We start from the raw sequence: 26789 nt of genomic DNA, 5'->3' as shown, positions 1-26789 counted from the left end.
AAGAGAGGCTGCGCCAGCCCCTCACCCCGACCCTCTCCCGGTGGGAGAGGGGGTAGAGCCGGTCAATGGGAGTGGCGGGGCACTTCGGAACCGCGGCAGCCGACCAGGAAGTCGAAGTCGCAGCCTTCGTCGGCCTGCAGCACGTGGTTGACGTAGAGGCGCCGGTAGCCGCCGGCCAGCAGCTGGTCCGCCGGCGGTTGCCAGTCGGCCAGGCGCGCGGCCAGTTCCGCGTCCGGGATGTCCAGGTGCAGGCGGCCGGAGGCGCAGTCCAGCTCGATCATGTCGCCTTCGCGGACCACCGCCAGCGGACCGCCGGCCGAGGCCTCGGGCGCCACGTGCAGGACCACGGTGCCGTAGGCGGTGCCGCTCATGCGGGCATCGGAGATGCGCACCATGTCGGTGATGCCCTTGGCCAGCAACTTGGGCGGCAGGCCCATGTTGCCCACCTCGGCCATGCCCGGGTATCCCTTGGGTCCGCAGTTCTTCAGCACCATCACGCAGGTCTCGTCGATATCCAGGTCCGGATCGACGATGCGCGCCTTGTAGTCTTCCAGGTTCTCGAACACCACGGCGCGACCGCGGTGCTGCATCAGCTCCGGGGTGGCGGCCGACGGCTTGAGTACCGCGCCCTTGGGCGCCAGGTTGCCACGCAGCACGCAGATGCCGCCGTCGGCGCGCAGGGGGTTGTCCAGGGCGCGAATGACCTCGTCGTCACCGTAGATGGGCGCCTCGGCGCAGTTGGCCCAGATGCTCTTGCCGTTGGCGGTCAGGGCCTCGGGGTGGGGCAGCAGGTTGGCTTCGCCCATGCGGCGGATCACTGCCGGCAGGCCGCCGGAATAGTAGAACTCCTCCATCAGGAAGCGGCCGGAGGGCTGCAGGTCGACGATGGTGGGGGTGCCGCGGCCGACCCGGGTCCAGTCGTCCAGCTCCAGGTCCACGCCGATGCGGCCGGCGATGGCCTTGAGGTGGATCACCGCGTTGGTGGAACCGCCGATGGCGGCATTGACGCGGATGGCGTTCTCGAAGGCTTCCTTGGTGAGGATCTTCGACAGCCGCAGATCCTCCGCCACCATGTCGACGATGCGCATGCCGGAGAGGTGCGCCAGCACATAGCGACGCGAATCCACGGCCGGGATCGCGGCATTGTGCGGCAGCGAGGTACCCAGGGCTTCGGCCATGCAGGCCATGGTGGAGGCGGTGCCCATGGTGTTGCAGGTGCCGGCCGAGCGGGACATCCCGGCTTCGGCGGAGAGGAATTCGTTGAGGTCGATCGTCCCGGCCTTATAGGCTTCGTGCAATTGCCAGACGATGGTGCCGGCGCCAATGTCGCGGCCCTGGTGCTTGCCGTTGAGCATGGGGCCGCCGGTGACGACGATGGCTGGCACGTCGCAGCTGGCGGCGCCCATCAGCAGCGCTGGCGTGGTCTTGTCGCAGCCGGTGAGCAGCACCACGGCGTCCACCGGATTACCGCGGATGGCTTCTTCCACATCCATGCTGGCCAGGTTGCGGGTCAGCATGGCGGTCGGTCTGAGGTTGGACTCGCCATTGGAAAACACCGGGAATTCCACCGGGAAACCACCGGCTTCATAGATGCCGCGCTTGACGTGCTCGGCGATCTTGCGGAAGTGGGCGTTGCAGGGGGTCAGCTCGGACCAGGTGTTGCAGATGCCGATGACGGGCTTGCCCTGGAATTCGTGGTCCGGGATGCCCTGGTTCTTCATCCAGCTCCGGTACATGAAGCCGTTCTTGTCGTTGCTGCCAAACCACTGGGCGGAGCGGAGCGGGCGTTTGGGCGTGGTCATGATGGTGTCCTCGGGCATTTCACGGGCAAAGCGGTCCCCGGCACGGCGCCCGTGGCGCCGCGGGGGAGGGCAGAGTCTGGGTTTAGCGCTGCTTGAAGCGGTCGATGACCACCGCCAGCAGCAGGATGGTTCCGCGGATGACGTACTGATAGAAGGTGTCGATGTTCTTCAGGTTCATGGCGTTCTCGATGATCGCCAGGATCAGCACCCCGGCGATCACGTGGCGGATCATGCCGATGCCGCCGGCCAGGGAGACCCCGCCCAGCACGCAGGCGGAGATCACCGTGAGTTCGAAGCCCTGGCCGATCATCGGCTGGCCGGAGGTCATGCGCGAGGCCAGGACCACGCCGGCCAGGGCACCGATCACCCCGTGCATGGCGAAGATGATGATCTTGGTGCGGTCGACGTGAACACCGGCCAACAGCGCGGCTTCCTCGTTGCCGCCGATGGCCATGGTGTTGCGGCCGAAGGTGGTGTAGTTGAGCAGCCAGCCAAAGAACAGGATGCACAGCAGGGTGATGACGATGGGGACCGGCAGCCCGAACAGCTGGCCGTTACCGAACACGAAGAACTGCTCCTGGGAGACGCCGACGGCCTTGCCATCGGAAAAGATGTAGCCCAGGCCGCGCACGATCTGCATGGTCGCCAAGGTCGTGATCAGGGCGTTGATCTTGAGCTTGGCGATCACCAGTCCGTTGATCAGGCCCACCACCAGGCCCATGGCCAGGGCGGCGGCGACGCCGAGGAAGACGCTGTCGAAGTCGCGCATCACCACAGCCGCGACCACGCCGGCGCAGGCGATTACCGAGCCTACCGAGAGGTCGAAGTGGCCAGAGGCCAGGCAGAACAGCATGGTGCAGGCGGCGATGCCCACGGTGGAGATCGCCAGGCCCAGGCCGCGCATGTTCAGCGGCGAGAGGAAGTTCTGCACGAACAGCGCGCAGAGGGCGAAGATGACCAGCGCGGCCAGCATCATGGCCCAGTCGTCGAGGAAGCGACGCATGTCGAAGCCGCGGCGCGGCGGGGTCAGGCTGTGGGGTTGGGCGGACATGGATAGGACCTCTTTATTGTTATCTCGACCAGCAAGGCGCGCCCTCAGGCGCGGGTACGGGGCAGGGCGAGCTGCAGCAGCCGCTCGTCGTTGAAATCGGCGCGCGCCACCTCGCCGGTGATGGCGCCTTCGCTCATCACCAGGATGCGGTCGGCCACGCCCATGACTTCCATCAGGTCGCTCGAGACCACCACCACGGCGATGCCGCGCGCGGCGAGGTCGTGGATGATGGCGTAGATCTCCGACTTGGCACCCACGTCGATGCCACGGGTGGGCTCATCGAGCAGCAGCACCTGCATGGGCATCGACAGCCAGCGTCCGAGGATGGCCTTCTGCTGGTTGCCACCGGAGAGATTCTTGATCCTCTGTCCGGCGTGCGGGGTCTTCACGTTGAGGGCGCGAATCTGCTTTTCCGCGTTGGCCTTTTCCCAGCGGCCCTGGATCAGGCAGCCGAGGCTGGCGTGGTGAGCGCGGGCGCTGATGTTGATGTTCTCGGCCACGCTGGCCAGGGGTACGATGCCTTCCTTCTTGCGATCTTCCGGGCAGAGCAGGATGCCAGCGGCGATAGCGTCGCGCGGGGATCTCAGATTGACCGGCGCACCCTTGAGGCTCAGGCTGCCGGCCTTGTGCTTTTCCAGACCGGCCAGCAGGCGCAAGAGCTCGGTGCGCCCAGCGCCGACCAGGCCGAACAGGCCAAGAATCTCGCCCTGGCAGACCTCGAAGCCCACCGGCTGCTGCAGGCCCTGGCCGAGCAGGCCCTCGACCTTGAGGCAGCCGCCACCGATCTCGCGCGGCCGGTAGTCGTAGATGTCGGCGAGATCACGGCCGACCATCAGGGTGATGAGCTGGTCGGGAGTGATGTCGGCCAGGCGTTCGACGGTGCGCACGTGGCGGCCGTCCTTGAACACCGTTACCGCGTCGCAGATGCGGAAGACCTCTTCCATGCGATGGGAGACATAGAGCACCACCCGGCCTTCGTCGCGCAGGCGGGCGATGATGGTCATCAGGCGGTCGGTTTCGCGGGCGGACAGGGAGCTGGTGGGCTCGTCGAAGGCGATGACGCGAGCGCCACGGGAGAGTGCCTTGGCGATCTCCACCAGCTGGCGCTGACCGAGCGACAGGCGCCCGACCTTGGTGTTGGGATCGATCTCTTCGGCCAGGCCCTTGAGCAGGTCCAGCGCCTGATGGCGCAGGTGGCCGCGATTGACGATGCCGTAGCGTGCCGGCAGGTGCCCGAGAAAGAGGTTTTCGGCGACGGTCATCTCCGGCACCAGCTGCAGTTCCTGCTGGATCACCGCGACGCCGGCGCGGATGGCTTCGGCGGTGCTCTTGAACACCAGCTCCTGGCCGTCGACGTTGAGGTGACCGGTGGTGGGAGCGTGGTAGCCGCTGAGGATCTTCAGCAGGGTCGACTTGCCCGCGCCGTTCTCGCCCATGAGGGCATGCACCGAACCGGGACGTACGTTGAAGGAGATGTCGGCGAGCGCCTTGACGCCAGGAAAGGTCTTGCCGATGCCGACGAAACCGAGGCTGTCGGCGCTCTGGGCGGTAGTGTGTTCCAGGGCTGCCATGAAGCACTCCTGTCAGACGAAAGAGGAGGGCGGCGCCAGGACCGGCGCCGCCGGGGTCATCACTTCCAGAGGCCGATCTTTTCCAGCTCTTGCTGGAAATTGGCGCGGGTGATGAGGGTGACCTTGTCCATCGCGGTGTACTTGGGCGGCTCCTTACCGGTAGTCACCCACTCGTACATCATGCTGGCGGTCTGGTAGCCCTCTTCGTGGGGGCTGGGCAGCATGGAGCCGAAGAAGCCACTGTTGGCTTTCTTCAGTTCGCCGATGGCGTCGGTGCCGTTGATGCCGATGCCGATCACCTGCTCGGCCTTGAAGCCGGCGCTTTCGGTGGCGCGGACGCCGCCCAGCACGGTGTTGTCGTTCATGCCACCGATGATCAGGTGCTTGGCGTTCGAGGGCAGCTTGACCAGGGCCGAAGTGGTGGAGTCCATGCTGCCGGGCACGTCCAAGGTCTTCTGCGGGGCGAAGATGATGTGGTCGGTAGGCAGGCCGGCCTTCTTCAGGGCTTCCACCGAACCGTCGGTGCGCTTCTTGCCGGTATCCAGCTCGTTGTAGGTGTTGATCACCGCATAGGTGTCATCCCACTTCCAGCCACGTTTCTCGGCTTCGGCCGCCATGGCCGCGCCCTGCTGCTGACCGACCTCGAAGGCGGCCATGCCCAGGTAGGGCACGTCTTCCATGAACTTGCCCTTGGCGTCGACGAAACGGTCGTCCACGGCCATCACCTTGAGGTCGTTGAGCTTGGCCTTGGCCACGATGGCCGGGCCGAGGGCCACGTCGGGCGGGCAGATCACGAAGCCCTTGGCGCCGTTGGCGGCCAGGCTGTCGATGGCGGCGAGGGTCTTCTCGCCATCCGGTACGGCGATCTTGAGCAGGGTGAAGCCCTTGTCCTTGGCGGCTTTTTCAGCGAAAGCCCATTCGGTCTGGAACCAGGGTTCTTCGGGCTGCTTGACCAGGAAGCCGATCTTGACCGGATCGGCGGCGAAGGCGGAAAGGGACAGACTGACAGCGCCAGCGGCGAGGGCGGCACGCAGCAGAGAACGAACTCCCGGAACACGGAACATAGCTGGAACTCCTTGTTTTTATTGGTGTGGCCAGGCAATGCGAGGCGGCGGCCTGTCGTCTTGGAGGTCAGACGACGCCGCTCTGTATTGATATTATGATTGGATGGATGCCGGTGCAAGAAAAAGGTGACGAGATTTTTCGTCACCTCTGTCACCAGGCTGTTACAAAGGGCCAGAGGGCACGAGGTGCCTCTGGCGGGCCTCGGGGCCGGTAGGATGAATCAGCCGGCGAACCTGTGGCAGGGCATGCCAGCCACCGGAGCGGTCGCCCGCAGCAGGGCGCCGTCGAGAGCACCATCGGCCGCGGCGCTGGTGACGTACAGGGTGCGCAGATCCGGTCCGCCGAAGACGCAACTGGTGGGGCGCTGGACCGGCAGCTCGACGATCTCCAGCACCTCGCCCTCGGGCGAGAAGCGCAGCAGGCAGTTGCCGTCCCAGCGCGCGTTCCACACACAGCCTTCGCTGTCGATGGCCGAGCCATCCGGTGAGCCGCGCTCGTGAGGACCGGCCCAGACGGTGGGTTCGCCCAGGTTGCCGCTGGCATCCAGCGGATAGCGATAGAGGGTGTCCTTCAGGGTGTCGGCGCTGATGACGTGATTGTCCGCTGCGCTCCAGACCAGGGTATTGGCGATGCCGAGGTCGCTGGCATGGCGGCTCACGCTACCGTCGGGGTCGATGCGGAACAGGCCGCCCGAATGCCTGTCGATGGGCACGTCACCGCCCTCGGCATCGAGATTGTTCTGCATGGTGCCGAGCCAGAGACGGCCCTGGGCATCGCAGCGTGCTTCGTTGCCACGATTGCCGGGATCGGGATCGGCCACGCAGAAGAGTTCCAGGGCGGGACGGCTTTCCGGGGAATCCAGGTCCAGGCGGAAGACGCCATCCGGCAGCGTGACCAGGGCATCGCCGCGAGCCGTGGGCACGAAGGCGGAGCAGGGACGATCCAGTTGCCATTCCTGGTAGCGCTCGCCGTGCAGGCGGCAGGCCTTGAAGCCGGCGATGTCTACCCAGTAGAGCGCCTGGGTCTGCTGGTCCCAGAAGGGGCCCTCGGCCAGCTTGAAGCGCTGGGGAAGCAGCGGCTGCCAATCCATCGTTCACCTCTCTTGTTGTGGCAGGACGGGAAATCCAGGCATAGGAACCCGTGGAGACGCGCAGGTTGCGCTGGCGCGCCGTCAATCGGTATAGCGCGCCAGGGTCACCGCGGCGCTGTCGATCAGCATCATGCAGGCCCAGACGGCGCGCGCGGCATCGCGCGAGGCGATGCCGTCGGCGAGGGTCTTGTGCAGGGGGAGGGTGCGTCGCAGCTCGTCAGGGTCGGCCGACGACAGGGTGAAGGAGGCTGCCAGCAGGGCGCCCAGGGCGGGCACCATCTGCTCGATGAACTGATTGTGGCTGGCCGCCAGCACGCATTCGTGGAAACGCTGGTCGGCGGTGTTGTAGTCTCCGCCGTCGAGGGAGGCTTCCAGATGTTGGTACGCGACCTGGATCGCTTGGACCTGATCCGGGGTGGCTCTTTCGCACGCCCAGCGTACCGCGGCCGGCTCGATGGCGTGGCGCAGGTCCAGCAGGTCCTTTACGAAATGCGCGGGCAGGCCGCCCGTTGCCAGCCAGCCCACTACCTGGGTGTCGAACAGATTCCAGCGGCTGAGCGGCAGGACTCGGGTACCGACCTTGGGGCCGACTTCCAGCATGCCCTTGGCCGCCAGGGTCTTGATCGCCTCGCGCAGGATGGTACGGCTGACGCCGAGTTCCTGGCAGAGGTCCGCCTCTACCTTGAGCGAGCTACCGGGTGGGAATTGCCCGGCCGCCAGACGCTGGCCGAGCTGTTCGACGGTGGAAGCGTGGTAGCTGCTGGACATGAGGGCATACCGCGAGTGGGTTATTGCCCTTAATGATCATACGAAACTTCCTTGGCAGACAAGGGTTCCGTCCGGAAGGCTTCGGCCACCAGGTCATCGACACCAGCCAGCTGGGCGATGGAGGCGTGCCGGGCACTGAGCGGATCGCGGTGCTGGATCGCGGTCAGGATCGCCTTATGGCGGGAGACCAGCAAGGCCAGGCCCTCGCCGGCGAAGAGCGCCGAGGAGCGCTCCAGATAGTCGCGCACCGGTATCAGCATGATGCTGTAAAGGTGGATCAGCAGTTCGTTGTGAGTCGCATTGGCGATGGCCAGGTGGAAGGCCATGTCCGGCTCTGCCATGCCACCGATATCGTCTGCCTTCTCCATCCGCTCATAGGCGTCGGCAATGGCCGTCACGTCTTCGGGCTGGGCGTTGGCAGCAGCCAGAGCCGCTACTTCCGGCTCGATGATGTTGCGTACCTTGACCAGCGTCTCATAGAAGTTGTGTCGCGAATCGCTTTCCAGCAGCCAATGCAGGACATCGGGATCCAGCAGATGCCACTCGTTGCGTGGCTTCACTACGGTCCCGACCTTGGGTTTGGACCGCACCAGGCCCTTGGCTACCAGCACTCGCGTGGCCTCCCGCAGGACGGGTCGGCTCACCTCATAGTCTTCGCACAGTTGCGACTCGGGCGGCAGGCGTTGTTCTGGCAAAAAGTGGCCAGACACGATCTGGGTTCCGAGTTCGTGGACGATGCGTGCATGTCTGCTTTTGCGCGGCAGCGGTGTCTTGTAATTCATCGAAAGGCATCCGAGTCGTCGTGCCATCACTATAACACTGTCAGCGCGATAACCGACTTAGCCACGGGCTCGACGGCTCTGGAACAGGGATCAGCGGAAAGCAAGTGGTAAGATTTCCTACTTCGTAACTTTATTTTAATAGTACCAAAATGTCTTTGAAGGGCGACTAATGGCCGTTTTTGGCTATTTAACCCTTCAATGATATTACGTTAGACTTTCAGCTGATCTGCGCTCGAACCGCACAACAACAACAAGTCGGAGAACGCCATGCACTCTGAATCCGCCCTCATCCGCCGGATCACGCGCAAGCTGGTCCCCTTTCTCGTATTGCTCTATCTCGTCGCCTACATCGACCGCTCTGCCGTGGGCTTTGCCAAGCTGCACATGGGAGCCGACGTGGGCATCGGCGATGCCGCCTATGGCCTCGGTGCGGGGCTGTTCTTCATCGGTTACTTCCTCTTCGAGGTGCCCAGCAACCTGTTGCTGGAGCGCTTCGGGGCGCGCCGCTGGTTCGCCCGGATCCTGGTGACCTGGGGTGCCATCACCATGGGCATGGCCTTCGTCCAGGGGCCGAACAGCTTCTATGCCATGCGCTTCCTGCTCGGGGTGGCCGAGGCCGGCTTCTTTCCCGGGGTGCTCTACTACCTCACCCAGTGGTTCCCGGTGCGTCACCGCGGCAAGATCATGGGTCTGTTCATCCTCTCCCAGCCCATCGCGATGCTGGTGACGGGGCCTCTGTCAGGCATGCTGCTGCAACTGGATGGCGCCCTCGGCCTGCACGGCTGGCAGTGGCTGTTCCTGTGCATCGGTGCGCCGGCGGTGTTGCTGGCCTGGCCGACCCTGACCCGGCTGCCGGATGGGCCCGCCCAGGTCGCCTGGCTGGATGCCGACGAAAAGCGCTGGTTGGCCACGGAGCTGGAAAAGGACCTGCACCTCTTCGATCAGACCCGCCATGGCAATCCGCTGCATGCGCTCAAGGATCGTCGGGTACTGCTGCTGGCCCTCTACTACCTGCCGGTGACCCTGAGCATCTATGGTCTCGGGTTGTGGCTGCCGACCTTGATCCACCAGTTCGGTGGCAGCGATCTCACCACCGGCTTCATCTCCGCCATTCCCTATGCCTTCGGCATCCTCGGCCTGCTCATCGTGCCGCGCAGTTCGGATCGCCTCGGGGATCGCTACGGTCACCTGGCGGTGCTCTATGCCGTGGGCGCCCTGGCCATGGCTGGCAGCGCCTGGTTCGGTACTGCCGTGCTGCAACTGGCGGCGCTGTCGGTGGTGGCCTTCTGTCTGTTTTCCCTCACCGCGCTGTTCTGGACCCTGCCCGGACGCTTCTTCGCCGGGGCCAGCGCTGCAGCCGGCATTGCCCTGATCAACTCGGTGGGTAACCTCGGCGGCTATCTGGGTCCCTATGGCATCGGCGCGCTCAAGGCGGCGACCGGCACCCTGGCTTCGGGGCTCTATCTACTGGCCGCGGTACTGCTGTTCGGCCTGCTGCTGACCGGGGTGGTCTACAACCGCCTGGAGCGCAAGAACCGTCGCGAAGCGGATTATGCCGGGGAGCGCTCCGCCGGCTGACGCCCTGGACAGGTCTCGGCGGCGAACCAGGCGGCGCCGAGACAGATCAGATTGGCCGCCAGCAGGTAGACGGCCGGCGCCATGCGATCGCCCGTGGCACCGATCAACCAGGTCACCACGATCTGGGCGGTGCCGCCAAAGGCCGCCACCCCCACTGCATAGACTAGTGAAAAACCGGTGGCTCTGACGCGCTGCGGAAAGCTCTCCACCAGCAGCACGATCAGGGCCGCACCGCTCATCCCGTGCAGACCGGAAAGGACCGCCAGGGTGACGAGGAAGGTACTTGCACCGGGCGCCTGGGTGATGAGTTGCAGTGCCGGGTAGAGCAGCACCAGCAACAGCAGGCGCGGCAGGATCAGCACGATACGCCGGCCGTAGCGATCACTGAGGACGCCGCCCAGGATCGAGCAGACCGCCATGGCCGCGCCCATCACCAGGGTGGCGAGCATGGCGATGCCGGTGGGCAGCTTGAGCTCCACCAGGGCGAATGTGGTCATGTAGTTGAGGAAATACTGGGTGATGGTGCTGCCGGAAAGGATAAGCAGCCCCAGCAGCAGCGGCCGCCGTTGGGTGGCCAGCACCTCGCCCAGGACCGCCCCGGTACCTCGTGTCTCCCCCACATGGGTATCCACCAGGCCGCGCCGGATATAGAGGCCGATGGGCAGGATCGCCAGACCCAGCAGGAAGGGCAGACGCCAGCCCCAGGCCAGCAGTTGTTCCGGCGTCAGCCAGAGGGTCAGGGCGTAGCCGATCAACCCGGCCGCCACCGCTGCCAGCCCCTGGGCCACTACCTGCCAGCAGGCGTAGGTACCGCGCTTGTGCAGGGGCGCCGCTTCCAGGATATAGGTGGTGGCGGGCCCGGCTTCGCCGCCCCAGGCCAGGCCCTGCAACAGGCGCGTCAGCACTAGCAGGATGGGCGCGGCGATGCCGATCTGCTCGTAGCTGGGCAGCACGGCGATGCCACCAGTGCCCAGGGCCATGAGCACCATGGTCAGCAACATCGCCGGCTTGCGCCCGACGCGGTCGGCCCAGGCGCCGATGAGGATGGCGCCCAAGGGCCGGGCGATAAAGCCGACACCAAAGGTGATGACGCTGGCCATCAGGCTGGCGAAGGCGTTCTGCGAGGGAAAGAACACCTGGCCGATGAGCACGGCGAAGGTGGCGTAGACGCCGAAGTCGAAAAACTCCACGGCGTTGCCAAGCACCACGGCAAAGACGCCCTTGCGGGAGTGGATAGGGCGGGAAGCGGTCATGGGCGATGTTTCAGCAGGAGCAGGGCGCGCGCCCGGAACCGAGCGCGCGGGAGGTGTCGACTCAGTGGGCGAGGTGCAGGCCGCACTCGCGGTTTTCGTCACCCTTGGTGGGGTCGAAATAGTCGAATTCGTTGGGCAGGTCGTGGGCGGTCAGGTACTGGTAGAGGTCCTTGGAAGTCCAGTGCAGCAGGGGCGCGACCTTGATCAGGCCGTCCGGATTCACGCTGACCGGATCCATCTGGGCACGCACCGCGGTGTCGGTGGCGCGCAGGGCGGTGAACCAGACCTCGGGCGCCGTCTCGCGCAGGGCGCGGGCGAAGGGTTCCAGCTTGACCTCTTCGGTGAAGGCGGCGTGGCGCGGATCGTCCAGCCCCGGCACCGAGCCGTCGATGGCCTCGCGGTGGGCACGCGAGCGCCTGGGCAGGTAGGTCACCAGGTTGAGATCGAGCTTGCGCACGATCTCGTCGGCGCAACGGTAGGTCGCGGGGGTGTTGTAGCCGCTGTCCATCCAGACCACCGGGATGTCCGGCTTGACCTGGCTGACCAGGTGCAGGATCACCGCCTCGAAAGGGCGGAAGTTGGTGGTGACGATGGCGCTTTTACCCAGCCCCAGGGCCCAGGCGACGAGCTTTTCGGGATCGCGGCCAAGGTCGGCGTTGATGCGGGCGAGATCGAGAGACATGGCGGGCTCCAGCCGGCGAGAGGATGACCTTATGGTAGCAAAGCCGGATCAGCTGTGGGCTTCCAGCGTCTCCAGCAGCACCCGCACCTTGGCCAGGGATTCGGCGTATTCGTCTTCCCAGTGGGAGTCCATGACGATGCCGCCGCCGCCCCAGCAGCTGAGTACCCCATCTTCGGCCAGCAGGCTGCGGATCAGGATGGAGCTGTCGCTCTCACCGCGTACGTCCAGATAGAGCAGCGAGCCGCAGTAGGGGCCGCGGCGGGTCTCTTCCAGCTCGTCGATGATCTGCATGGCGCGGATCTTGGGCGCCCCGGTGATGGAGCCACCAGGGAAACTGCCGGCCAGCAGGTCCAGGGCGTCCAGCTCCTCGGCCAGTTCACCGGTGACGGCGCTGACCAGGTGGTGGACGTTGGGATAACTCTCCAGGGCGAACAGCTCGGGCACCCGCACCGAGCCGGTCCGGCAGCTGCGGCCGAGGTCGTTGCGCAGCAGGTCGACGATCATCAGATTTTCGGCGCGGTCCTTGGGGCTGGCCAGCAGGGCGCGGGCTTCGGCGGCGTCAGCCTCAGCATCTGCCTGGCGTGGCCGGGTGCCCTTGATCGGGCGGGTTTCCACCTGGCCACGGCTCACCTGCAGGAAACGCTCCGGCGAATGGCTGAGCAGGGCGCCGCGTTCCAGTGCCAGATAGCCGGAGAAAGGCGTCGGGCAGGCCGCACGCAGGGCCCGGTAGGCGCGCCAGGGCGAACCTTGGAAGGGCGCGCGGAAGCGCTGGGCGAAGTTGACCTGGTAGCAGTCGCCGGCGGCGATATAGGCCTGGATGGCCTCGATGCGCTGGCGATAGGTGGCGCGGTCGATGTCGGCAGCGAAGGGCGCGGTCAGGTGGAAGCCGTCGGCTTCGGGGCGTGCATCGGCAGCGAACAGCGCGATCAGGCGGTGCCTTTCCGTCTCGTCCAGCCTGGGATGAAAGACCAGTTGGCTGGTCCGCGCCTGATGATCGCTGATCAGCGCCCAGGCATAGAGGCCCAGGCGGGCATCGGGCAGCTGCAGGTCAGCGCGGGCGCCGTCCGGTAGGCGCTCCAGGCGGCGACCGAAGTCATAGCCGAGAAAACCCAGCAGACCGCCGGCGAAGGGCAATTCGGCACCCTCCGGCAGGTCCGCGTGGCCCAGGCTGGCCAGGGCGGCGCGCGTCCGGGTGAAAAAGGCACGCCCCGTCTCGCCGGAGTCGGGTTGCAGCACCTGGAGTGGCCAGGCCGCCATCAGGTCGTAGCGGCCCCGCTCGGCCACCGGCCGCCCCGAGTCGAGTAATACCGCATCTGGCTCGCCGTGCAGCAGGGCGAAACGCACCGTGGGATCGGCGTGGTAGGGCAGGGGATGCAACTGGCAGAGAGGCATGGCGCGGTCGGCTGGGGTGGGCGGCGCGCTAGTGTAGCGAACCGTTGCAGGGCTGGGCGAGATACAGGCTGTCACAGCTGGATTGTCGACAAATGTTGACTGATGAGGCGTTCAGGCGTAGTTATTCAGCCCATAAACACAAAAGGTGTCGACAATGATCGATAGCCCCTTCCAGGTCGAAGTGCCCGAGACCGACAGCGGGACCCTCTCCGAGCAGGTGTTCCGCCGGATCCGCGAGGCCATCGTCCGCGGCGATGTGGCGCCGGGCAGCAAGATTTCCGAGCCGGAGCTGGCGCGCACCTATGGCATCAGCCGGGGCCCGCTGCGGGAGGCCATCCACCGTTTGGAGGGCCAGCGCCTGGTGGTGCGGGTACCCCATGCCGGTGCCCGGGTCGTCGCCCTGAGCCTGGCCGAGCTGGTCGAACTCTACGAGATCCGCGAATCCCTCGAAGGCATGGCCTGTCGCCTGGCGGCCGCACGCCTCACGCCGCAGGGCATCGACGAACTGCGCCAGCTGCTGGATACCCACGAGCGCGACCCGGCATTCCAGGCCGGCACTGGCTACTACCTGCAGGAAGGCGACCACGACTTCCATTACCGCATCATTCAGGCCAGCGGCAACGGCATGCTGGTGCGGCTGCTGTGCGGCGAGCTCTATCACCTGGTGCGCATGTACCGGCTCAAGGTCTCCGCCACCCCAAATCGTCCGCGCCAGGCCTTCGCCGAGCACCATCGCATCCTCGATGCCCTGGCCGAGGGCGATGGCGAACTGGCCGAGCTGCTGATGCGCCGCCACATCGCCGCCTCCAAGCGCAATCTGCAGCACCATCCCCTAGTCACCGACTCCACGAGGTAACGCCATGCCCGCTGTCAGCCCCGGCCAGAAATTCCGCGCCGCCGTCGCCGCCGAACGCCCGCTGCAGGTGGTCGGCACCCTCAATGCCAATCATGCGCTGCTGGCCAAGCGCGCCGGCTTCCAGGCCATCTACCTGTCCGGCGGCGGTGTCGCAGCCGGCTCCCTGGGGTTGCCGGACCTGGGCATCAGCGGTCTGGAAGATGTGCTCATCGACGTCCGTCGCATCACCGATGTCTGCGATCTGCCGTTGCTGGTGGATGTCGACACCGGCTTCGGCGCCTCGGCCTTCAACGTGGCCCGTACCACCCGCGCCCTGATCAAGGCGGGCGCGGCGGCCATGCACATCGAGGATCAAGTCGGCGCCAAGCGCTGCGGGCATCGACCGGGCAAGGAGATCGTCAGCCAGCAGGAGATGGTCGATCGCATCAAGGCGGCGGTGGATGCCCGCACCGACGCGGACTTCGTCATCATGGCGCGCACCGATGCCCTGGCCGTGGAAGGCCTGCAGGCTGCCATCGACCGCGCCTGCGCCTGTGTCGAGGCCGGCGCCGACATGATCTTTCCCGAAGCCATGACCGAACTGCCCATGTACCGCCAGTTCGCCCAGGCGGTAGGGGTGCCGATCCTGGCCAACATCACCGAGTTCGGCGCCACGCCGCTGTTCACCACCGAGGAGCTGGCCGGCGCCGACGTCGGCCTGGTGCTCTATCCGCTGTCGGCCTTTCGTGCCGCCAACCGCGCCGCCGAAAACGTCTACACCACGATCCGTCGCGACGGCAGCCAGCAGGCGGTGGTCGACACCATGCAGACCCGCGCCGAACTCTACGACCGCATCGACTATCACCGATATGAGGACCAGCTGGATCGCCTGTTCCAGCAAGGCAAATCCTGACGCTCCACCCTGAACGCCCGCTTTTTCGCACAACAACTCCAAGAGGAGCGAGACGATGGCAGACAGCAAAACCCTTGGCGGTGCCGGCCTGCGTGGCCAGGTCGCCGGCCGCACCGCGCTATGCACCGTCGGCAAGACCGGCGCCGGGCTCACCTACCGGGGCTACGACATCCGCGAACTGGCCGCCGGGGCCGACTTCGAGGAGGTGGCCCACCTGTTGCTCTATGGCGAGCTGCCCACCCAGGCGCAACTGGACGCCTATCGCCAGCGCCTGGCTACCCTGCGCGACCTGCCGCAGCCACTCAAGGAAGGCTTGGAGCGCATTCCCGCCAGTGCCCACCCCATGGACGTGATGCGCACCGGCGCATCCTTGCTGGGCACCCTGGAGCCGGAGCACAGCTTCGCCGACCAGCAGCAGGTCGCCGATCGCCTGCTCGGCGCCTTCCCGGCGATCCTGCTCTACTGGCATCACTTCAGCCAGAGCGGCACCCGCATCGACTGCAGCAGTGACGCCCCGGATATCGCCAGCCACTTCCTCACCCTGCTGCATGGCAAGGCGCCCAGCGAGTTGCACGCGCGGGTCATGAACGTCTCGCTGATTCTCTATGCCGAGCACGAATTCAACGCTTCCACCTTTACCGCCCGGGTCTGCGCCTCGACGCTGTCCGACCTCTATTCCTGCGTCACCGGTGCCATCGGCTCCCTGCGCGGGCCGCTGCACGGTGGGGCCAACGAGGCGGCCATGGCGCTGATCGAGCGCTTCGCCTCGCCCGAGGAAGCGGTCACTGGCCTCAAGCAGATGCTCGAACGCAAGGAAAAGGTGATGGGCTTCGGCCACGCCATCTACCGCGACAGCGATCCGCGCAACGAGGTGATCAAGGACTATGCCCGGCAGCTGGCGGCGGAAGTGGGCGACAGTGTGTTGTTCCCCGTCTCGGAAGCCATCGATCGCACCATGAAGGAAGAGAAGGGGCTGTTTCCCAACGCCGACTTCTATCACGCCTCGGCCTACCACTTCCTCGGCATCCCGACGCCGCTGTTCACCCCGATCTTCGTCTGCTCGCGCACGGCTGGCTGGTGTGCCCACGTCTTCGAGCAGCGCGCCGACAACCGCATCATCCGCCCCAGCGCCGATTACATCGGTGTCGAGCAGCGACCCTTCACGCCGATTGCTAACCGTTGATCGTTTGATCGCGGCCATGGGCCGCTCCTACGGGAGCGATCCATGACCGAACTTGTAGGAGCGGCCCAAGGCCGCGATAAGGAACCAAAACCCATGAGCGCCAACGTCGATCTTAACAACCGGCCCGACTACGACCAGGTCATCCAGGACCTGGCCGACTACGTGCTGAACTACCAGGTGGAATCCCGGGAAGCCCTGGACACCGCCCGCAACTGCCTGATGGACACCCTCGGCTGCGGCCTGCTGTCCCTGCGCTTCCCCGAGTGCACCAAGCTGCTCGGCCCCCAGGTGGAAGGCACCGTGGTACCCCAGGGCGCGCGGGTGCCCGGCACCAGCTATCGCCTGGATCCGGTCAAGGCGGCCTGGGACATCGGCTGCATCATTCGCTGGCTGGACTACAACGACACCTGGCTGGCGGCCGAATGGGGCCACCCTTCCGATAACCTCGGCGCCATCCTAGCGGTGGCCGACCACCTCTCCCAGCGCCGCGTCGCCCAGGGCGAAGCACCCCTGACCATGCGCCAGGTGCTGGAGGCCATGATCATGGCCCACGAGATCCAGGGGGTGTTCGCCCTGGAGAACTCTTTCAACCGCGTCGGCCTGGACCACGTCTTCCTGGTCAAGCTGGCGTCCACCGCGGTCAGCGCCAAGCTGATGGGCGCCAACCGCGAGCAACTGCTGTCAGCCCTGTCCCATGCGTTCGTCGATGGCCAGGCGCTGCGCACCTATCGCCATGCACCCAATGCCGGCAGCCGCAAGTCCTGGGCCGCTGGCGACGCCTCCAGCCGCGGCGTGCGCCTGGCCGACATCGCCCTGCGTGGCGAGATGGGCATCCCTGGCGTACTCAGCGCGCCCCAGTGGGGCTTCTACGACGTGCTGTTCAGCCACACCAACAAGGACTTGGCCACCAAGCCCGTCGACCAGCGCCAGTTCCGCTTCCCCCAGGGCTTCGGCAGCTACGTGATGGAGCACGTGCTGTTCAAGATCAGCTTCCCGGCGGAATTCCACGCCCAGACCGCCGCCGAGGCCGCGGTGATCCTGCATCCCCAGGTCTGCGACCGGGTGGACCAGATCGAGAAGATCGTGGTGACCACCCACGAATCGGCCATCCGCATCATCTCCAAGCAGGGCCCCATGGCCAACGCCGCCGACCGTGACCACTGCCTGCAGTACATGATCGCCGTGCCGCTGCTGTTTGGCGATCTGGTCGCCGAACACTACGAGGATGCCTTCCACCAGGCCCATCCGCGCATCGACCAGTTGCGCGAGAAGATGGAGATCGTCGAGGACGAGCGCTACAGCCGCGAATACCTGGAAGCCGACAAGCGTTCCATCGCCAACGCCCTGCAGGTGTTCTTCACCGATGGCAGCAGCACCGAGAAGATCGCCATCGAGTACCCGGTAGGTCATCGCCGTCGTCGTGAAGAGGGCATTCCGCTGCTGGAGCGCAAATTCCAGAACAACCTGGCGACGCGCTTCCCGGCCGGTCGCTGCGCCCAGATCTTCGACCTGTGCAAGGACCAGGCAGGGCTGGAAGCGACTCCGGTGCATCGCTTCGTGGATCTGTTCGTTCTTTAAATAAAGGAGGCGACTCGACCGAGCCTGCAGGGCCATGCAGGATCAGGCGAGTCGCCTCATGGGTGGGGCAGGGCGTGGCGGGTGGTCAACTACCCGTCGCGCCCTTTTCTTTTAGTAGTAACGGTCCACATAGGCCGGGCGTTGCTGCCGACCGGCCAGGCGCCAGTGTTCCTGCAGGGCAGCGTGGACGCTCCTGATGAAGTGCTCGTCCGCTGCCGCCGACTTGCCGACGTAGCCGCCGCCCCGGTTGTAGGTCTTGAAGCGGATGCGCAGGCTGGGATGGCGCTGCTCGAACTGGTCGGGCGTCTCGCCGCCGGGCAGGCGGTCGACATGCACCGCGCCGCTCTCGCAGACCCAGAGGATGTGGTTGTGGTTCTTGTCCTTGAGCCCGGCGAAGAGTTGCTTGAGATCGTCCAGGCTGGGGTTGTCGTTCAGGTTCATGAGCGTGTCCTCCACAGTGGCCGTGATCAATGGAACTGGTTCATGGTGTTGTCCTTGCCCGCCGCCTTGAGCGCAGCCTCTCCGGCAAAGTATTCCTTGTGATCGTCGCCCATGTCCGAGCCGGCCATGTTCTGGTGCTTGACGCAGGCGATGCCCTGGCGGATCTCTTGGCGCTGCACGCCCTTGACGTAGGCCAGCATGCCCTCCTCGGCGAAGTAGCCCTTGGCCAGGTTGTCGGTGGACAGGGCCGCGGTGTGGTAGGTGGGCAGGGTGATCAGGTGGTGGAAGATGCCCGCCTCTCGAGCCGCATCGCGCTGGAAGCTCTGGATACGTGCATCGGCCAGGCGACCCAGCTCGGTGTCGTCGTAGTCCACGCTCATCAGCTTGGCGCGGTCGTAGGCGGAGACGTCCTTGCCCTCGGCCTGCAGGGCGTCGAACACCTGCTGGCGGAAGCTCAGCGTCCAGTTGAACGACGGGCTGTTGTTGTAGACCAGCTTGGCGTTGGGCACGACCTCGCGGATACGATCGACCATGGCCTTGATCTGGCCCACGTGGGGCTTCTCGGTCTCGATCCACAGCAGGTCGGCACCGTTCTGCAGCGAGGTGATGCAGTCCAGCACCACCCGGTCCACGCCGCTGCCGGCGCGGAACTGGAACAGGCCACTGGCCAGGCGCTTGGGCCGCAGCAGCTTGCCGTCGCGGCTGATCAGCACCTCGCCGTTGCCCAGCTGGCTGGCGTCCACCTCGTCGCAGTCGAGAAAGCTGTTGTACTGGTCACCCAGGTCGCCTGGCTGCTTGCTCACGGCGATCTGCTTGGTCAGGCCGGCGCCCAGGGAGTCGGTGCGGGCGACGATGACGCCCTCGTCCACGCCCAGTTCGAGGAAGGCGTAGCGCACCGCGTTGATCTTGGCCAGGAAGTCCTCGTGGGGCACCGTGACCTTGCCATCCTGGTGGCCGCACTGCTTCTCGTCGGAGACCTGGTTTTCCAGCTGGATGCAGCAGGCACCGGCTTCGATCATCTTCTTGGCCAGCAGGTAGGTAGCCTCTGCGTTGCCAAAGCCGGCGTCGATGTCGGCGATGATCGGTACCACGTGGGTCTCGTAGTTATCGATCTTGGCCTGGATGGCGGCGGCCTTGGCGTTTTCGTCGGCGCCGCGGGCGGCATCCAGCTCGCGGAACAGCATGGCCAGCTCGCGGGCGTCGGCCTGGCGCAGGAAGGTGTAGAGCTCTTCGATCAGCGCCGGGACGCTGGTCTTCTCGTGCATGGACTGATCGGGCAGCGGGCCGAATTCCGAGCGCAGCGCGGCGATCATCCAGCCGGACAGGTAGAGGTAACGACCCTGGGTGCTGCCCAGGTGCTTCTTGATGGCGATCAGCTTCTGCTGCCCGATGAAGCCGTGCCAGCACCCCAGAGACTGGGTGTAGGCACTGCTGTCGGCGTCGTAGGCGGCCATGTCCCGGCGCATGATGGCCGCGCAGTGGCGGGCGATGTCGAGACCGGTCTTGAAGCGATTCTGCAGACGCATCCGCGCGGCATATTCTGGATTGATGGCGCTCCAGTGTTTGCCGGCAGTGGTCTTGAGGGCGGCGATGGCCTGAACGTCGTTCTCGTAAGCGGACATGAGTCGATCCTTCTCGATGAGGTTGGCTTGGGTACCAGTCTTTTCCCAACGTCCGGCATTGGGGTGGCGGTTGCCACCCGGATGCCAGTCGCGAAGGCGAAAGGTCAGCCCAGCTGTCGAGTCATGTCGCCGTACGTACCTGCATGGATCCGGACGTCACCTCTGGCGACGCTGCCTCGAGCAGCGCGGCATTTCAGTCGTCTTCTCTTGTAGTGCCTCTTGAGCATCACTACGCAAGACGGCCCGAGGGTCACCCGGAGCCCAGGCGCGACCCGCATGGATAGGGGGTTCGCGTCCGGTGCAGCTAGAGATTTGCAGGAGATGAGCACGTCGTCAACCGTGTTTTGTAGTGCTTTCGTATAAGCACTACAAAAGTCGTAGAGGCGGCCAGGAGCGGGTTTGGGGCGTCTATTGCTGACCCATTGGTCGCCGGATTGAGCAAAACAGGGCCGCAAGCCACGGCACTGGCCGTGACCTTGCGGTCACTTGGAAGGTGATCCGAGGGGTTCCGGTATCTGCCTCTGGCGAGAGGCAGAGGCAGGCAAAGGCGGCGGGACTTACCGGTCAGTACCGACGAACGGTAAGTCCCGCGGGCTCAAGGTGCCGTGGCGGCGGTGAGGCCGGTCAGGGTGTCGGCGATGTCCTTGGTGCGGTGGGAGGTCTGGGCGGTGAGGCGGCCGGACTCGCGCAGGGCGGCGAGCAGATCCTGCAGCGAGCCCACGTCCTTGGCCTGGCCGGCGATATGGGCGCCGACCTCGCTGATGGCGCGGGACAGCTGGTCGATGTCGGCTCCGATCTCGGCCGCGTTCTTGTGGGTGATGGCCGCGAGGTTGCGCACCTCGTCGGCCACCACCGCGAAGCCCCGGCCGCTCTCGCCGGCGCGCGCCGCCTCAATGGCCGCGTTGAGCGCCAGCAGGTTGGTCTGGCCGGCGATCTGCTGGATCACCTGGACGATGGACTGGATGCGCAGGCTCGACTGGCTCAGCTCGTTGGCGCTGCGGACCACGTCCTCGGCCTGGTCGGTGAGGTTTTGCACGGTGCTGTCGGCCTGCCGGGTGACCTCGCCCTGCTGCAGGATGTTGCCCGTCAGGTCGTCCATGCTGCTGTGCAGCTCGCCGGAGTAGTGCCGCAACTGTTCGCCGATCTCCTGGCGGCTCTGATGCGCCTGGCGCAGGACCTGGCCCAGATCGGCGAGGCCGCCGAATACGGCCTGAATGGAGTCGTCGAGGCCCTGGGCATCCACGATGCCGGTGAAGTTCTGCCGCTTGAATTCGTCGATCTGGTTAACCACCACCTGGCTCAGGCCTGCCAGCTTCTTGATCTGTCGACGCAGGAAGAAGGCCTTGAATTCGCCATAGTGGGCGGCGAAGTTGTCGACGTAGTCGTCGCGGAAGGGCGCACCTTCGGGGGTGCGGAAAAAGAACACCGCGGTGAGGGTCTGGTTGAGGTTCAGGCCGAGGATCTCGCCAAAGGTGGAAAAGCCCACCACCGGCGTCTGGCCGAACACCTCGCCCATGCGCGGCAACTCGGCGCCATTGTTGGCGCGGCGCAGGATGCAATCGTTGAGCACCCCCACCAGCGGGGTGCCGCTCTTGCCCTGCAGGAAGCGCGCGAAGTCCTGGCGGGTGGTGTCCACCAGGGAAGTGCGCTTGACCATCACCAGCTCTTCACCGGGCGCCACGTCGCAGAACAGGTGGATGCGTTCGCGCTCGTAGTCGATGCGGGCGATGGAGCGGACGAACAGCTCCTCGCCGACGCGGATGGCGAAGGAGTAGTCCGCCAGGCGCTGCTCCAGCTGGTCCGCGCGGCAGCTCAGGGCCTCGCAGAGGGCTGCCACCATGCTCTTGATCTGGCCACGGCTGTCGACCACCTGGCTGATGTAGCGCTCTTCCAGGGACGCGGTGAGAACGTTGAGGCTGAGCGGGGTGGCGCTGAAATTCTGGCTCTTGAACACCCCGAAGCGGGCGTTCTTGGCCATTTTCAGAAAGACCAGCTGGGCGTGGTTTTCATAGGCCTTGCGACCGTCGTGCAACAGCGTCTGGCGAAAATCGCCCTTGCCGCCGGCGGAGCCGCCGACGAACAGGCAGGGGAAACGGCCGGACTCGTACAGCGCCTCCATGAAAAAGGATTCCGAGGCGGACAAGCCGTCGAACAGCACGAAGGCCAGGGTATCGCGGTGATCGATGGGCGTGCGTACCTGCAGGCGCTTGAGCGATTCGGTCAGACGGGCCAGGCGCTCCTTCATGCTGCGCCGCGGTCCGCCACGGCGGATGTCCTCGCTGTCCAGCGGAACGTGCACGACCTCGGCCGAGGCGATGACCGAGGCGTCGAAGAATTGCAGCACCAGCCGGTCCCAGGCGCCATCGGCGGCGCAGTACAGCCGTTGTTCGCTGCCGCAGAGTTCGCCGGAGGTGGTACACAGGCTGATGGAGGCCTCGGGAAAGCGGGCCACGAGCTGCCGGGCAATGGCGTCCAGGTCCAGGTGCGGCGAGACGAAGCCGGTGATGAAGGTGGGCTTGAGGGCGACGCCGCCAAGGCGGTCGCTCAGTTCACGTGCGGTGCAGGTCAGGCTGAACACGCCGCTGCTGCTCGTGCGGGCGCCTAGGCGTTGTAGAAACCCCATGATTGTTCCTCTTGTGGGCAGACTGGGAAAGGAGCTCACAGAGGCATCGGCGCCTTTGGCGGTGGCTTGATAGGGGTGTACGTCCAGGACGCAGGCGTACGGTTGCACTGGGGCGGAGATGGCGACGAAGCCGAGGCTCTGGCACGAGCCTTGGCGCGCTAAGGGCCGTGCCGGGTGCCTTCAAGGAGCCCTGGTCGAGGCGACCAGTGGTCGCAGTTGACGCCGACCGGTGGCGGTTGCGTTAGGCTCGCGCTACTGGTCGTGCTCGGCGAAGGCCTCGGCGCCGGTCAGCCGGCGGCGCGAATGGGCGAAGCAGTACCAGGCCGGCTGTTCCTCGATGAAGATCTCGCTGTCCAGCAACCAGTCCTCGCCGTCGAGCAGGCCCACCGGAATGGCGTAGTGTGGCTCGGCCTTGAGACGATAGAACAGGTGGGTGCCACAGTGGCGGCAAAAGCCGCGCTCTGCCCAGTCGGACGAGGCATGGACGGCCAGGGCGTCGCCACCGCTGATCATGGGCGCCTCGGCGCATTCCACCGCCAGCAGCGGACCGCCGCCCCAACGGCGACAGGTCCGGCAATGGCAGGCCGAGACCTCGGGGGTAGCGATACGGCAGTCGAACTGGACCGCGCCACACAGGCACTGGCCGTGACGGGAGAGCGGAAGGGGCATGGGGCTATCCTCGCGAGACGGTAGCTCTGCAGGATAGTCGGTCAGGCAGGAAAAGCAGGGATGGCGCTCCCGCTACAGGCGAGAGCGCGGGCGAGATCAGTCCTCGCGGCTGGTGACTTCCACCAGGTGATAGCCGAACTGGGTCTTTACCGGACCCTGGACCTGGTTCAGCGGCGCGCTGAACACCACGGTGTCGAATTCCTTGACCATCTGGCCCGGGCGGAAGGTGCCCAGGTCGCCGCCCTGACGGCTGGAGGGGCAGCTGGAGTTGTCCTTGGCCACCTGGGCGAAGTCGGCGCCCCCTTCGATGGCGGCTTTGAGTTCGTTGCACTTGTCTTCGCTGGAAACCAGGATGTGGCGGGCAGAGGCTTTGGCCATGGGAGAGACTCCTGTTGAATGAGCGGGCGAGCCTACTCCAATCACCCCTGCAAGCAAACTGCCATCCGTTCCTCGGCTGACGGGCCGTTTGGGTTGCGCCTCGGGTTCAGGGCGGGTAAATAGCGCTTCCCTCTTTTCGGATCGGCCCGCGCATGCCTCGCTTTCTTGCCTTTTCCCTGCTGCTGACCACGAGCCTGCTGACCGATGCCGCGCTGGCGGCAACGCCCGAGGAGGCACGGCTGGTCAGCCTGATCAACGCCTATCGCGCTGCGCCCCAGGGCTGCGCCGGCATGCGCGCGGCCGCGCCCCTTGCCGCCGACAATCGCCTGGCCGCCGTACGGCTGACCGGACGGGAGCGTCTGCAGAGCGATCTGCGCGCCGCGGGTTACCAGGCGTCCGCGGTGCAGGTGATCATGCTGGCGGGCGCGCCCACGGCCCAGGCGGCCATGGCCGGGCTGCGCCAGCAGTATTGCCGGCCGCTCGCCAGCAGCGACTATGCCCAGATCGGTGTCAGTCAGCAGGGGCCACGCTGGCAGCTGGTGCTGGCGCGTCCGGTGGTGAGCGCCGGATTGGGAGACTGGCAGACAGCCGGCAAGGCCGTCCTGGCCGAGGTCAATCGCGCCCGTGCCCAGGCCCGCACCTGCGGCACCCGGCGCTTCGCCGCCACCACGCCGCTACGCTGGAATCCGGCCTTGGCCAATGCTGCCCTGGCCCATAGCCAGGACATGGCCGGCCGCAACTACTTCTCCCACACGGCGCCCGGCGGCGGCACCGTGGCCGAGCGGGTGGCCAAGCAGGGCTATGGCTGGACCCGTATCGGCGAGAACATCGCCGCCGGCGCCGGCTCGGTCACCCAGGCCATGCAGGGCTGGTTGGCCAGCCCGGGGCACTGCGCCAATCTGATGAATCCGGAGTTCACCGAGATGGGGGCGGCCTACGCCCTGAATCCGCGCAGCACCCATAGCCTCTACTGGACCCAGGTGTTCGGCCGGCCGCGCTAGGTCTGGTATTCGGCGATCTCGATGAGGTTGAGATCGGGATCGCGCACATAGACCGAGCGGATCGGTCCGGTCGCGCCGGTTCGCGCCACCGGGCCTTCCAGGATCGGCCAGCCTTCCCGCTGGAGGTGGGCGATCACGGCGTCCAGCGGCTGGCGGGCGATAAAGCAGAGGTCGAGCGCGCCCGGCACCGGCAGGTGCGCCTTGGGTTCGAATTCATGGCCCCGCTCGTGCAGATTGATCTTCTGGTTGCCATAGCGCAGGGCCTTGCGCCCCGTACCGAATACCTCCAGGCGCATGCCCAGCACCCGGGTATAGAAATCCTCGCAGGCGGCGAGGTCCACCGTGGTCAGGACCAGATGATCCAGGTGATCGATCAGCATGGGAGTCTCCGCGACAGGACTGGCCTTTCACTGTGCCAGTCCCGCACGCGGTGCACCATTACTTGCCGTGGGCCTTGATCCAGCGATTGAGCTGATCGATTTCCGTTTGCTGGGCCTGAATGATGTTTTCGGCCAGCGTGCGCATCTCCGGGTCCTTGCCGTGCTGGAGCTGGTAGCGGGCCATGTCGACGGCGCCCTCGTGGTGGGCCAGCATGCCCTTGGCGAAGGCCAGGTCAGGATCCTTGGCCTTGAGGCCTTCTTCCATGCCCTGATGCATGGCTTCCATGCTCTTCTGCATGTCCTGGTGGGCCTGGTGGGCCTGGTGGTCGTCCTGGGCGGCACTGGCGAAACCACTGGCCAGGAGGGTGAGGGCGAGCAGGGTGGTGGGAAGGGCAATACGCATGGGGAGGGCTCCTGAACTGGCTGACGTTGCCGAGGCTAGAGCTTGCCCCTGGGGCAAGGTCAATCGCCGGACCTGTCTCGCTGGGAGCCCCGTCGCAGGAAAAGGTTTCGCGATGTTTTGTCGCATCGCCAGGTCGGTTGCGTGCGGCGCCACGGCAGTAAAAACGCCGCCGCTCAGGGAGTTGAAGCCGGTGCCTGGCGCTACGGCCTGACCTGCGCGCAACTGCGGACGGTTGTGGTGGTCCGAAACGACAGCGTAGAATTTTTACTACATCCAATTCCAATCTTCCCTACAGCAGACTTCTCGCTCGCGACCCCATCGTCGCAGGCGGGCAATGCCTTTGCTTGTGGGTTTCTGTCGTCGGCTCCCTGACCGGGAGTCACGGTCCACCCTTTCGCTCTGGAGTAGAAGACCTTCCATGGATGCTACCGCCGAAGCCCGGAAATCCAGCTGGTCCGGTGTCATCGCCCTGGCCCTGGCCGCCTTCATCTTCAACACCACGGAATTCGTGCCGGTGGCGCTGCTCAGCGACATCGGTCGCAGCTTCGACATGCGCCCGTCACAGGTCGGGCTGATGCTGACCATCTATGCCTGGGTGGTCGCTCTGATGTCGCTGCCGATGATGCTCGCCACCCGCGCCATCGAGCGCCGGCGTCTGCTGATGTTCGTCTTCGCGGTGTTCATCCTTTGCCATGGCCTCTCCGGCGTGGCCTGGAGCTTCGAGGTGCTGGTGGCCAGTCGCATCGGCATTGCCTTCGCCCATGCGGTGTTCTGGTCGATCACCGCCTCGCTCGCCGTGCGCATCGCACCGGCCGGCAAGCAGACCCAGGCCCTCGGCCTGCTGGCCACCGGCACCTGTCTGGCCATGGTGCTGGGCATCCCGCTGGGCCGGGTGTTGGGTGAGCTGCTGGGCTGGCGCTACACCTTTGTCGCCATCGCCGCCCTCGCGGTGGGCACGGTGCTGTGGCTGGCGCGCAACCTGCCGTTGCTGCCCAGCGAGAACTCCGGCTCCCTGGCCAGCCTGCCGGTGCTGTTCAAGCGGCCGGCGCTGCTGTGCATCTACCTGCTCACGGTGCTGGTGGTAACCGCCCACTTCACCGGCTACAGCTACATCGAGCCCTTTGCGGTGGAAGTGGCGGGGATGGGCGGCATGCAGATCACCGCCTTGCTGCTGCTGTTTGGCGGCTCCGGGGTGATTGGCTCGCTGCTGTTCAGCCGCTACAGCCTGAGATTCCCCAATGGTTTCCTGATCATCGCCATCGGTGGTATCGCCTTGTCGCTGCTGTTGCTGCTGCCCTTCGCCTGGAAGGACTTCATGCTGGAGGGGCTGAGCGTGATCTGGGGTGTCGCCATCATGAGTTTCGGCCTGGCGCTGCAATCCAAGGTACTGGCCCTGGCCAAGGACGCCACCGACGTGGCCATGGCGCTGTTTTCCGGCATCTACAACGTCGGTATCGGCGGGGGCGCCCTGCTGGGTAGCGTGGTGGGCTCCCAGGTCGGCATGCCCTATATCGGCCTGGTGGGCGGCAGTCTGGCGGTGGCTGGCCTGCTGTTCGCGGTGTTCATGACTCGTCGCTATGCCGAGCAGCTCAACGCCAATCCGCTGTGATGGGACAGGGCGCCTCGGCCGTTTCGAGGCGCCCCGGACCGCGCGACTAGCGAGTCGCGAACTGTCTACCGGGCCGTGCCCGCCCGCCATGGAGCGACCCGAGGCGACGCGCTAAGCTGC

General features: G+C 65.8%; 24 protein-coding genes. 7 read left to right on the top strand and 17 right to left on the bottom strand.

Features of this window, described 5'->3' with window-relative positions; all coding sequences use genetic code 11:
* Positions 1 to 62: 62 nt before the first annotated feature.
* The 7 genes from ACWPW1_RS16140 to ACWPW1_RS16110 form a co-directional block, all read right to left on the bottom strand.
* Positions 63 to 1802: a dihydroxy-acid dehydratase gene (locus ACWPW1_RS16140; RefSeq protein ID WP_442964877.1), complete on the bottom strand. Its 1740-nt coding sequence runs from the start codon at positions 1800 to 1802 to the stop codon at positions 63 to 65.
* A gap of 82 nt (positions 1803 to 1884) precedes the next feature.
* Positions 1885 to 2853 (bottom strand): L-arabinose ABC transporter permease AraH, encoded by a 969-nt coding sequence (gene araH, locus ACWPW1_RS16135; protein ID WP_059315695.1) that lies wholly within the window; start codon positions 2851 to 2853, stop codon positions 1885 to 1887.
* 44 nt (positions 2854 to 2897) lie between these two features.
* A complete protein-coding gene (gene araG, locus ACWPW1_RS16130) occupies positions 2898 to 4424 on the bottom strand; it encodes an L-arabinose ABC transporter ATP-binding protein AraG (RefSeq protein WP_059315694.1) in 1527 nt (508 codons plus the stop codon).
* Positions 4425 to 4483: 59 nt separating this feature from the next.
* Positions 4484 to 5488: a substrate-binding domain-containing protein gene (locus ACWPW1_RS16125; RefSeq protein WP_271655584.1), complete on the bottom strand. Its 1005-nt coding sequence runs from the start codon at positions 5486 to 5488 to the stop codon at positions 4484 to 4486.
* A gap of 221 nt (positions 5489 to 5709) precedes the next feature.
* Entirely contained in the window at positions 5710 to 6579 is an 870-nt protein-coding gene (locus tag ACWPW1_RS16120; RefSeq protein WP_454253416.1) for an SMP-30/gluconolactonase/LRE family protein, read from the bottom strand.
* 81 nt (positions 6580 to 6660) lie between these two features.
* Positions 6661 to 7347, bottom strand: coding sequence for a FadR/GntR family transcriptional regulator (locus ACWPW1_RS16115; RefSeq protein WP_059315691.1), 687 nt, complete (start codon positions 7345 to 7347; stop codon positions 6661 to 6663).
* 29 nt (positions 7348 to 7376) lie between these two features.
* Positions 7377 to 8129, bottom strand: a complete 753-nt coding sequence (locus tag ACWPW1_RS16110; RefSeq protein WP_059315690.1) for a FadR/GntR family transcriptional regulator — start codon at positions 8127 to 8129, stop codon at positions 7377 to 7379.
* A 267-nt stretch (positions 8130 to 8396) separates the two neighbouring features.
* Here ACWPW1_RS16110 and ACWPW1_RS16105 point away from each other — a divergent pair, with 267 nt between their 5' ends.
* Positions 8397 to 9707: an MFS transporter gene (locus tag ACWPW1_RS16105; protein WP_271655581.1), complete on the top strand. Its 1311-nt coding sequence runs from the start codon at positions 8397 to 8399 to the stop codon at positions 9705 to 9707.
* Here the strand turns inward: ACWPW1_RS16105 and ACWPW1_RS16100 are convergent.
* The 3 genes from ACWPW1_RS16100 to pabB all read right to left on the bottom strand — a co-directional run bounded on the left by ACWPW1_RS16100 (position 9680) and on the right by pabB (position 13034).
* Positions 9680 to 10960, bottom strand: coding sequence for an MFS transporter (locus ACWPW1_RS16100; protein WP_454253415.1), 1281 nt, complete (start codon positions 10958 to 10960; stop codon positions 9680 to 9682). The genes ACWPW1_RS16105 and ACWPW1_RS16100 overlap by 28 nt on opposite strands.
* A gap of 61 nt (positions 10961 to 11021) precedes the next feature.
* Positions 11022 to 11642 carry a phosphoadenosine phosphosulfate reductase domain-containing protein gene (locus tag ACWPW1_RS16095; protein WP_271655579.1) on the bottom strand — a complete coding sequence of 207 codons (621 nt, stop codon included), beginning with the start codon at positions 11640 to 11642 and terminating at the stop codon, positions 11022 to 11024.
* A 48-nt stretch (positions 11643 to 11690) separates the two neighbouring features.
* Positions 11691 to 13034 carry an aminodeoxychorismate synthase component I gene (gene pabB, locus ACWPW1_RS16090; protein ID WP_454253414.1) on the bottom strand — a complete coding sequence of 448 codons (1344 nt, stop codon included), beginning with the start codon at positions 13032 to 13034 and terminating at the stop codon, positions 11691 to 11693.
* A gap of 154 nt (positions 13035 to 13188) precedes the next feature.
* Here pabB and ACWPW1_RS16085 point away from each other — a divergent pair, with 154 nt between their 5' ends.
* From ACWPW1_RS16085 to prpD, 4 genes are all read left to right on the top strand, one after another.
* Positions 13189 to 13890, top strand: a complete 702-nt coding sequence (locus tag ACWPW1_RS16085; protein ID WP_454253413.1) for a GntR family transcriptional regulator — start codon at positions 13189 to 13191, stop codon at positions 13888 to 13890.
* A 4-nt stretch (positions 13891 to 13894) separates the two neighbouring features.
* Positions 13895 to 14782 carry a methylisocitrate lyase gene (gene prpB, locus ACWPW1_RS16080; protein ID WP_454253412.1) on the top strand — a complete coding sequence of 296 codons (888 nt, stop codon included), beginning with the start codon at positions 13895 to 13897 and terminating at the stop codon, positions 14780 to 14782.
* A 55-nt stretch (positions 14783 to 14837) separates the two neighbouring features.
* The gene (prpC, locus tag ACWPW1_RS16075) at positions 14838 to 15965 is read left to right on the top strand and encodes a bifunctional 2-methylcitrate synthase/citrate synthase (RefSeq protein WP_454253411.1); all 1128 of its coding nucleotides are present in this window, start codon (positions 14838 to 14840) and stop codon (positions 15963 to 15965) included.
* A gap of 93 nt (positions 15966 to 16058) precedes the next feature.
* The gene (prpD, locus tag ACWPW1_RS16070; RefSeq protein WP_093254632.1) at positions 16059 to 17543 is read left to right on the top strand and encodes a 2-methylcitrate dehydratase; all 1485 of its coding nucleotides are present in this window, start codon (positions 16059 to 16061) and stop codon (positions 17541 to 17543) included.
* Between the two features lie 111 nt (positions 17544 to 17654).
* Here prpD and ACWPW1_RS16065 read toward each other — a convergent pair whose 3' ends face one another.
* The 5 genes from ACWPW1_RS16065 to ACWPW1_RS16045 form a co-directional block, all read right to left on the bottom strand.
* Complete coding sequence (locus ACWPW1_RS16065; protein WP_271655573.1) at positions 17655 to 17984, bottom strand: hypothetical protein; 330 nt, start codon at positions 17982 to 17984, stop codon at positions 17655 to 17657.
* A 26-nt stretch (positions 17985 to 18010) separates the two neighbouring features.
* Entirely contained in the window at positions 18011 to 19606 is a 1596-nt protein-coding gene (locus ACWPW1_RS16060; protein ID WP_454253410.1) for an isocitrate lyase, read from the bottom strand.
* Between the two features lie 595 nt (positions 19607 to 20201).
* On the bottom strand, positions 20202 to 22229 hold the full coding sequence (locus ACWPW1_RS16055) for a methyl-accepting chemotaxis protein (RefSeq protein WP_454253409.1): 2028 nt from the start codon (positions 22227 to 22229) through the stop codon (positions 20202 to 20204).
* Positions 22230 to 22481: 252 nt separating this feature from the next.
* On the bottom strand, positions 22482 to 22898 hold the full coding sequence (locus ACWPW1_RS16050) for a GFA family protein (protein ID WP_454253408.1): 417 nt from the start codon (positions 22896 to 22898) through the stop codon (positions 22482 to 22484).
* Positions 22899 to 22994: 96 nt separating this feature from the next.
* Positions 22995 to 23276 carry a peptidylprolyl isomerase gene (locus ACWPW1_RS16045; protein ID WP_059315677.1) on the bottom strand — a complete coding sequence of 94 codons (282 nt, stop codon included), beginning with the start codon at positions 23274 to 23276 and terminating at the stop codon, positions 22995 to 22997.
* A 152-nt stretch (positions 23277 to 23428) separates the two neighbouring features.
* Between ACWPW1_RS16045 and ACWPW1_RS16040 the strand changes: the two genes are divergently transcribed.
* The gene (locus tag ACWPW1_RS16040) at positions 23429 to 24277 is read left to right on the top strand and encodes a CAP domain-containing protein (RefSeq protein ID WP_454253407.1); all 849 of its coding nucleotides are present in this window, start codon (positions 23429 to 23431) and stop codon (positions 24275 to 24277) included.
* On the opposite strand, the gene ACWPW1_RS16035 is transcribed toward ACWPW1_RS16040, so the two are convergent.
* On the bottom strand, positions 24274 to 24654 hold the full coding sequence (locus tag ACWPW1_RS16035; RefSeq protein WP_174523169.1) for a VOC family protein: 381 nt from the start codon (positions 24652 to 24654) through the stop codon (positions 24274 to 24276). The two genes, ACWPW1_RS16040 and ACWPW1_RS16035, sit on opposite strands and share 4 nt — an antisense overlap.
* Positions 24655 to 24715: 61 nt before the next feature.
* A complete protein-coding gene (copM, locus tag ACWPW1_RS16030; protein ID WP_454253406.1) occupies positions 24716 to 25060 on the bottom strand; it encodes a CopM family metallochaperone in 345 nt (114 codons plus the stop codon).
* Positions 25061 to 25478: 418 nt separating this feature from the next.
* Between copM and ACWPW1_RS16025 the strand changes: the two genes are divergently transcribed.
* A complete protein-coding gene (locus ACWPW1_RS16025; protein ID WP_271655568.1) occupies positions 25479 to 26669 on the top strand; it encodes a sugar transporter in 1191 nt (396 codons plus the stop codon).
* The last annotated feature ends 120 nt before the right edge of the window (positions 26670 to 26789 follow it).

Source organism: Pseudomonas sp. Marseille-Q7302, assembly GCF_965111925.1.
This window is presented reverse-complemented; position numbering and strand designations above follow the sequence as displayed.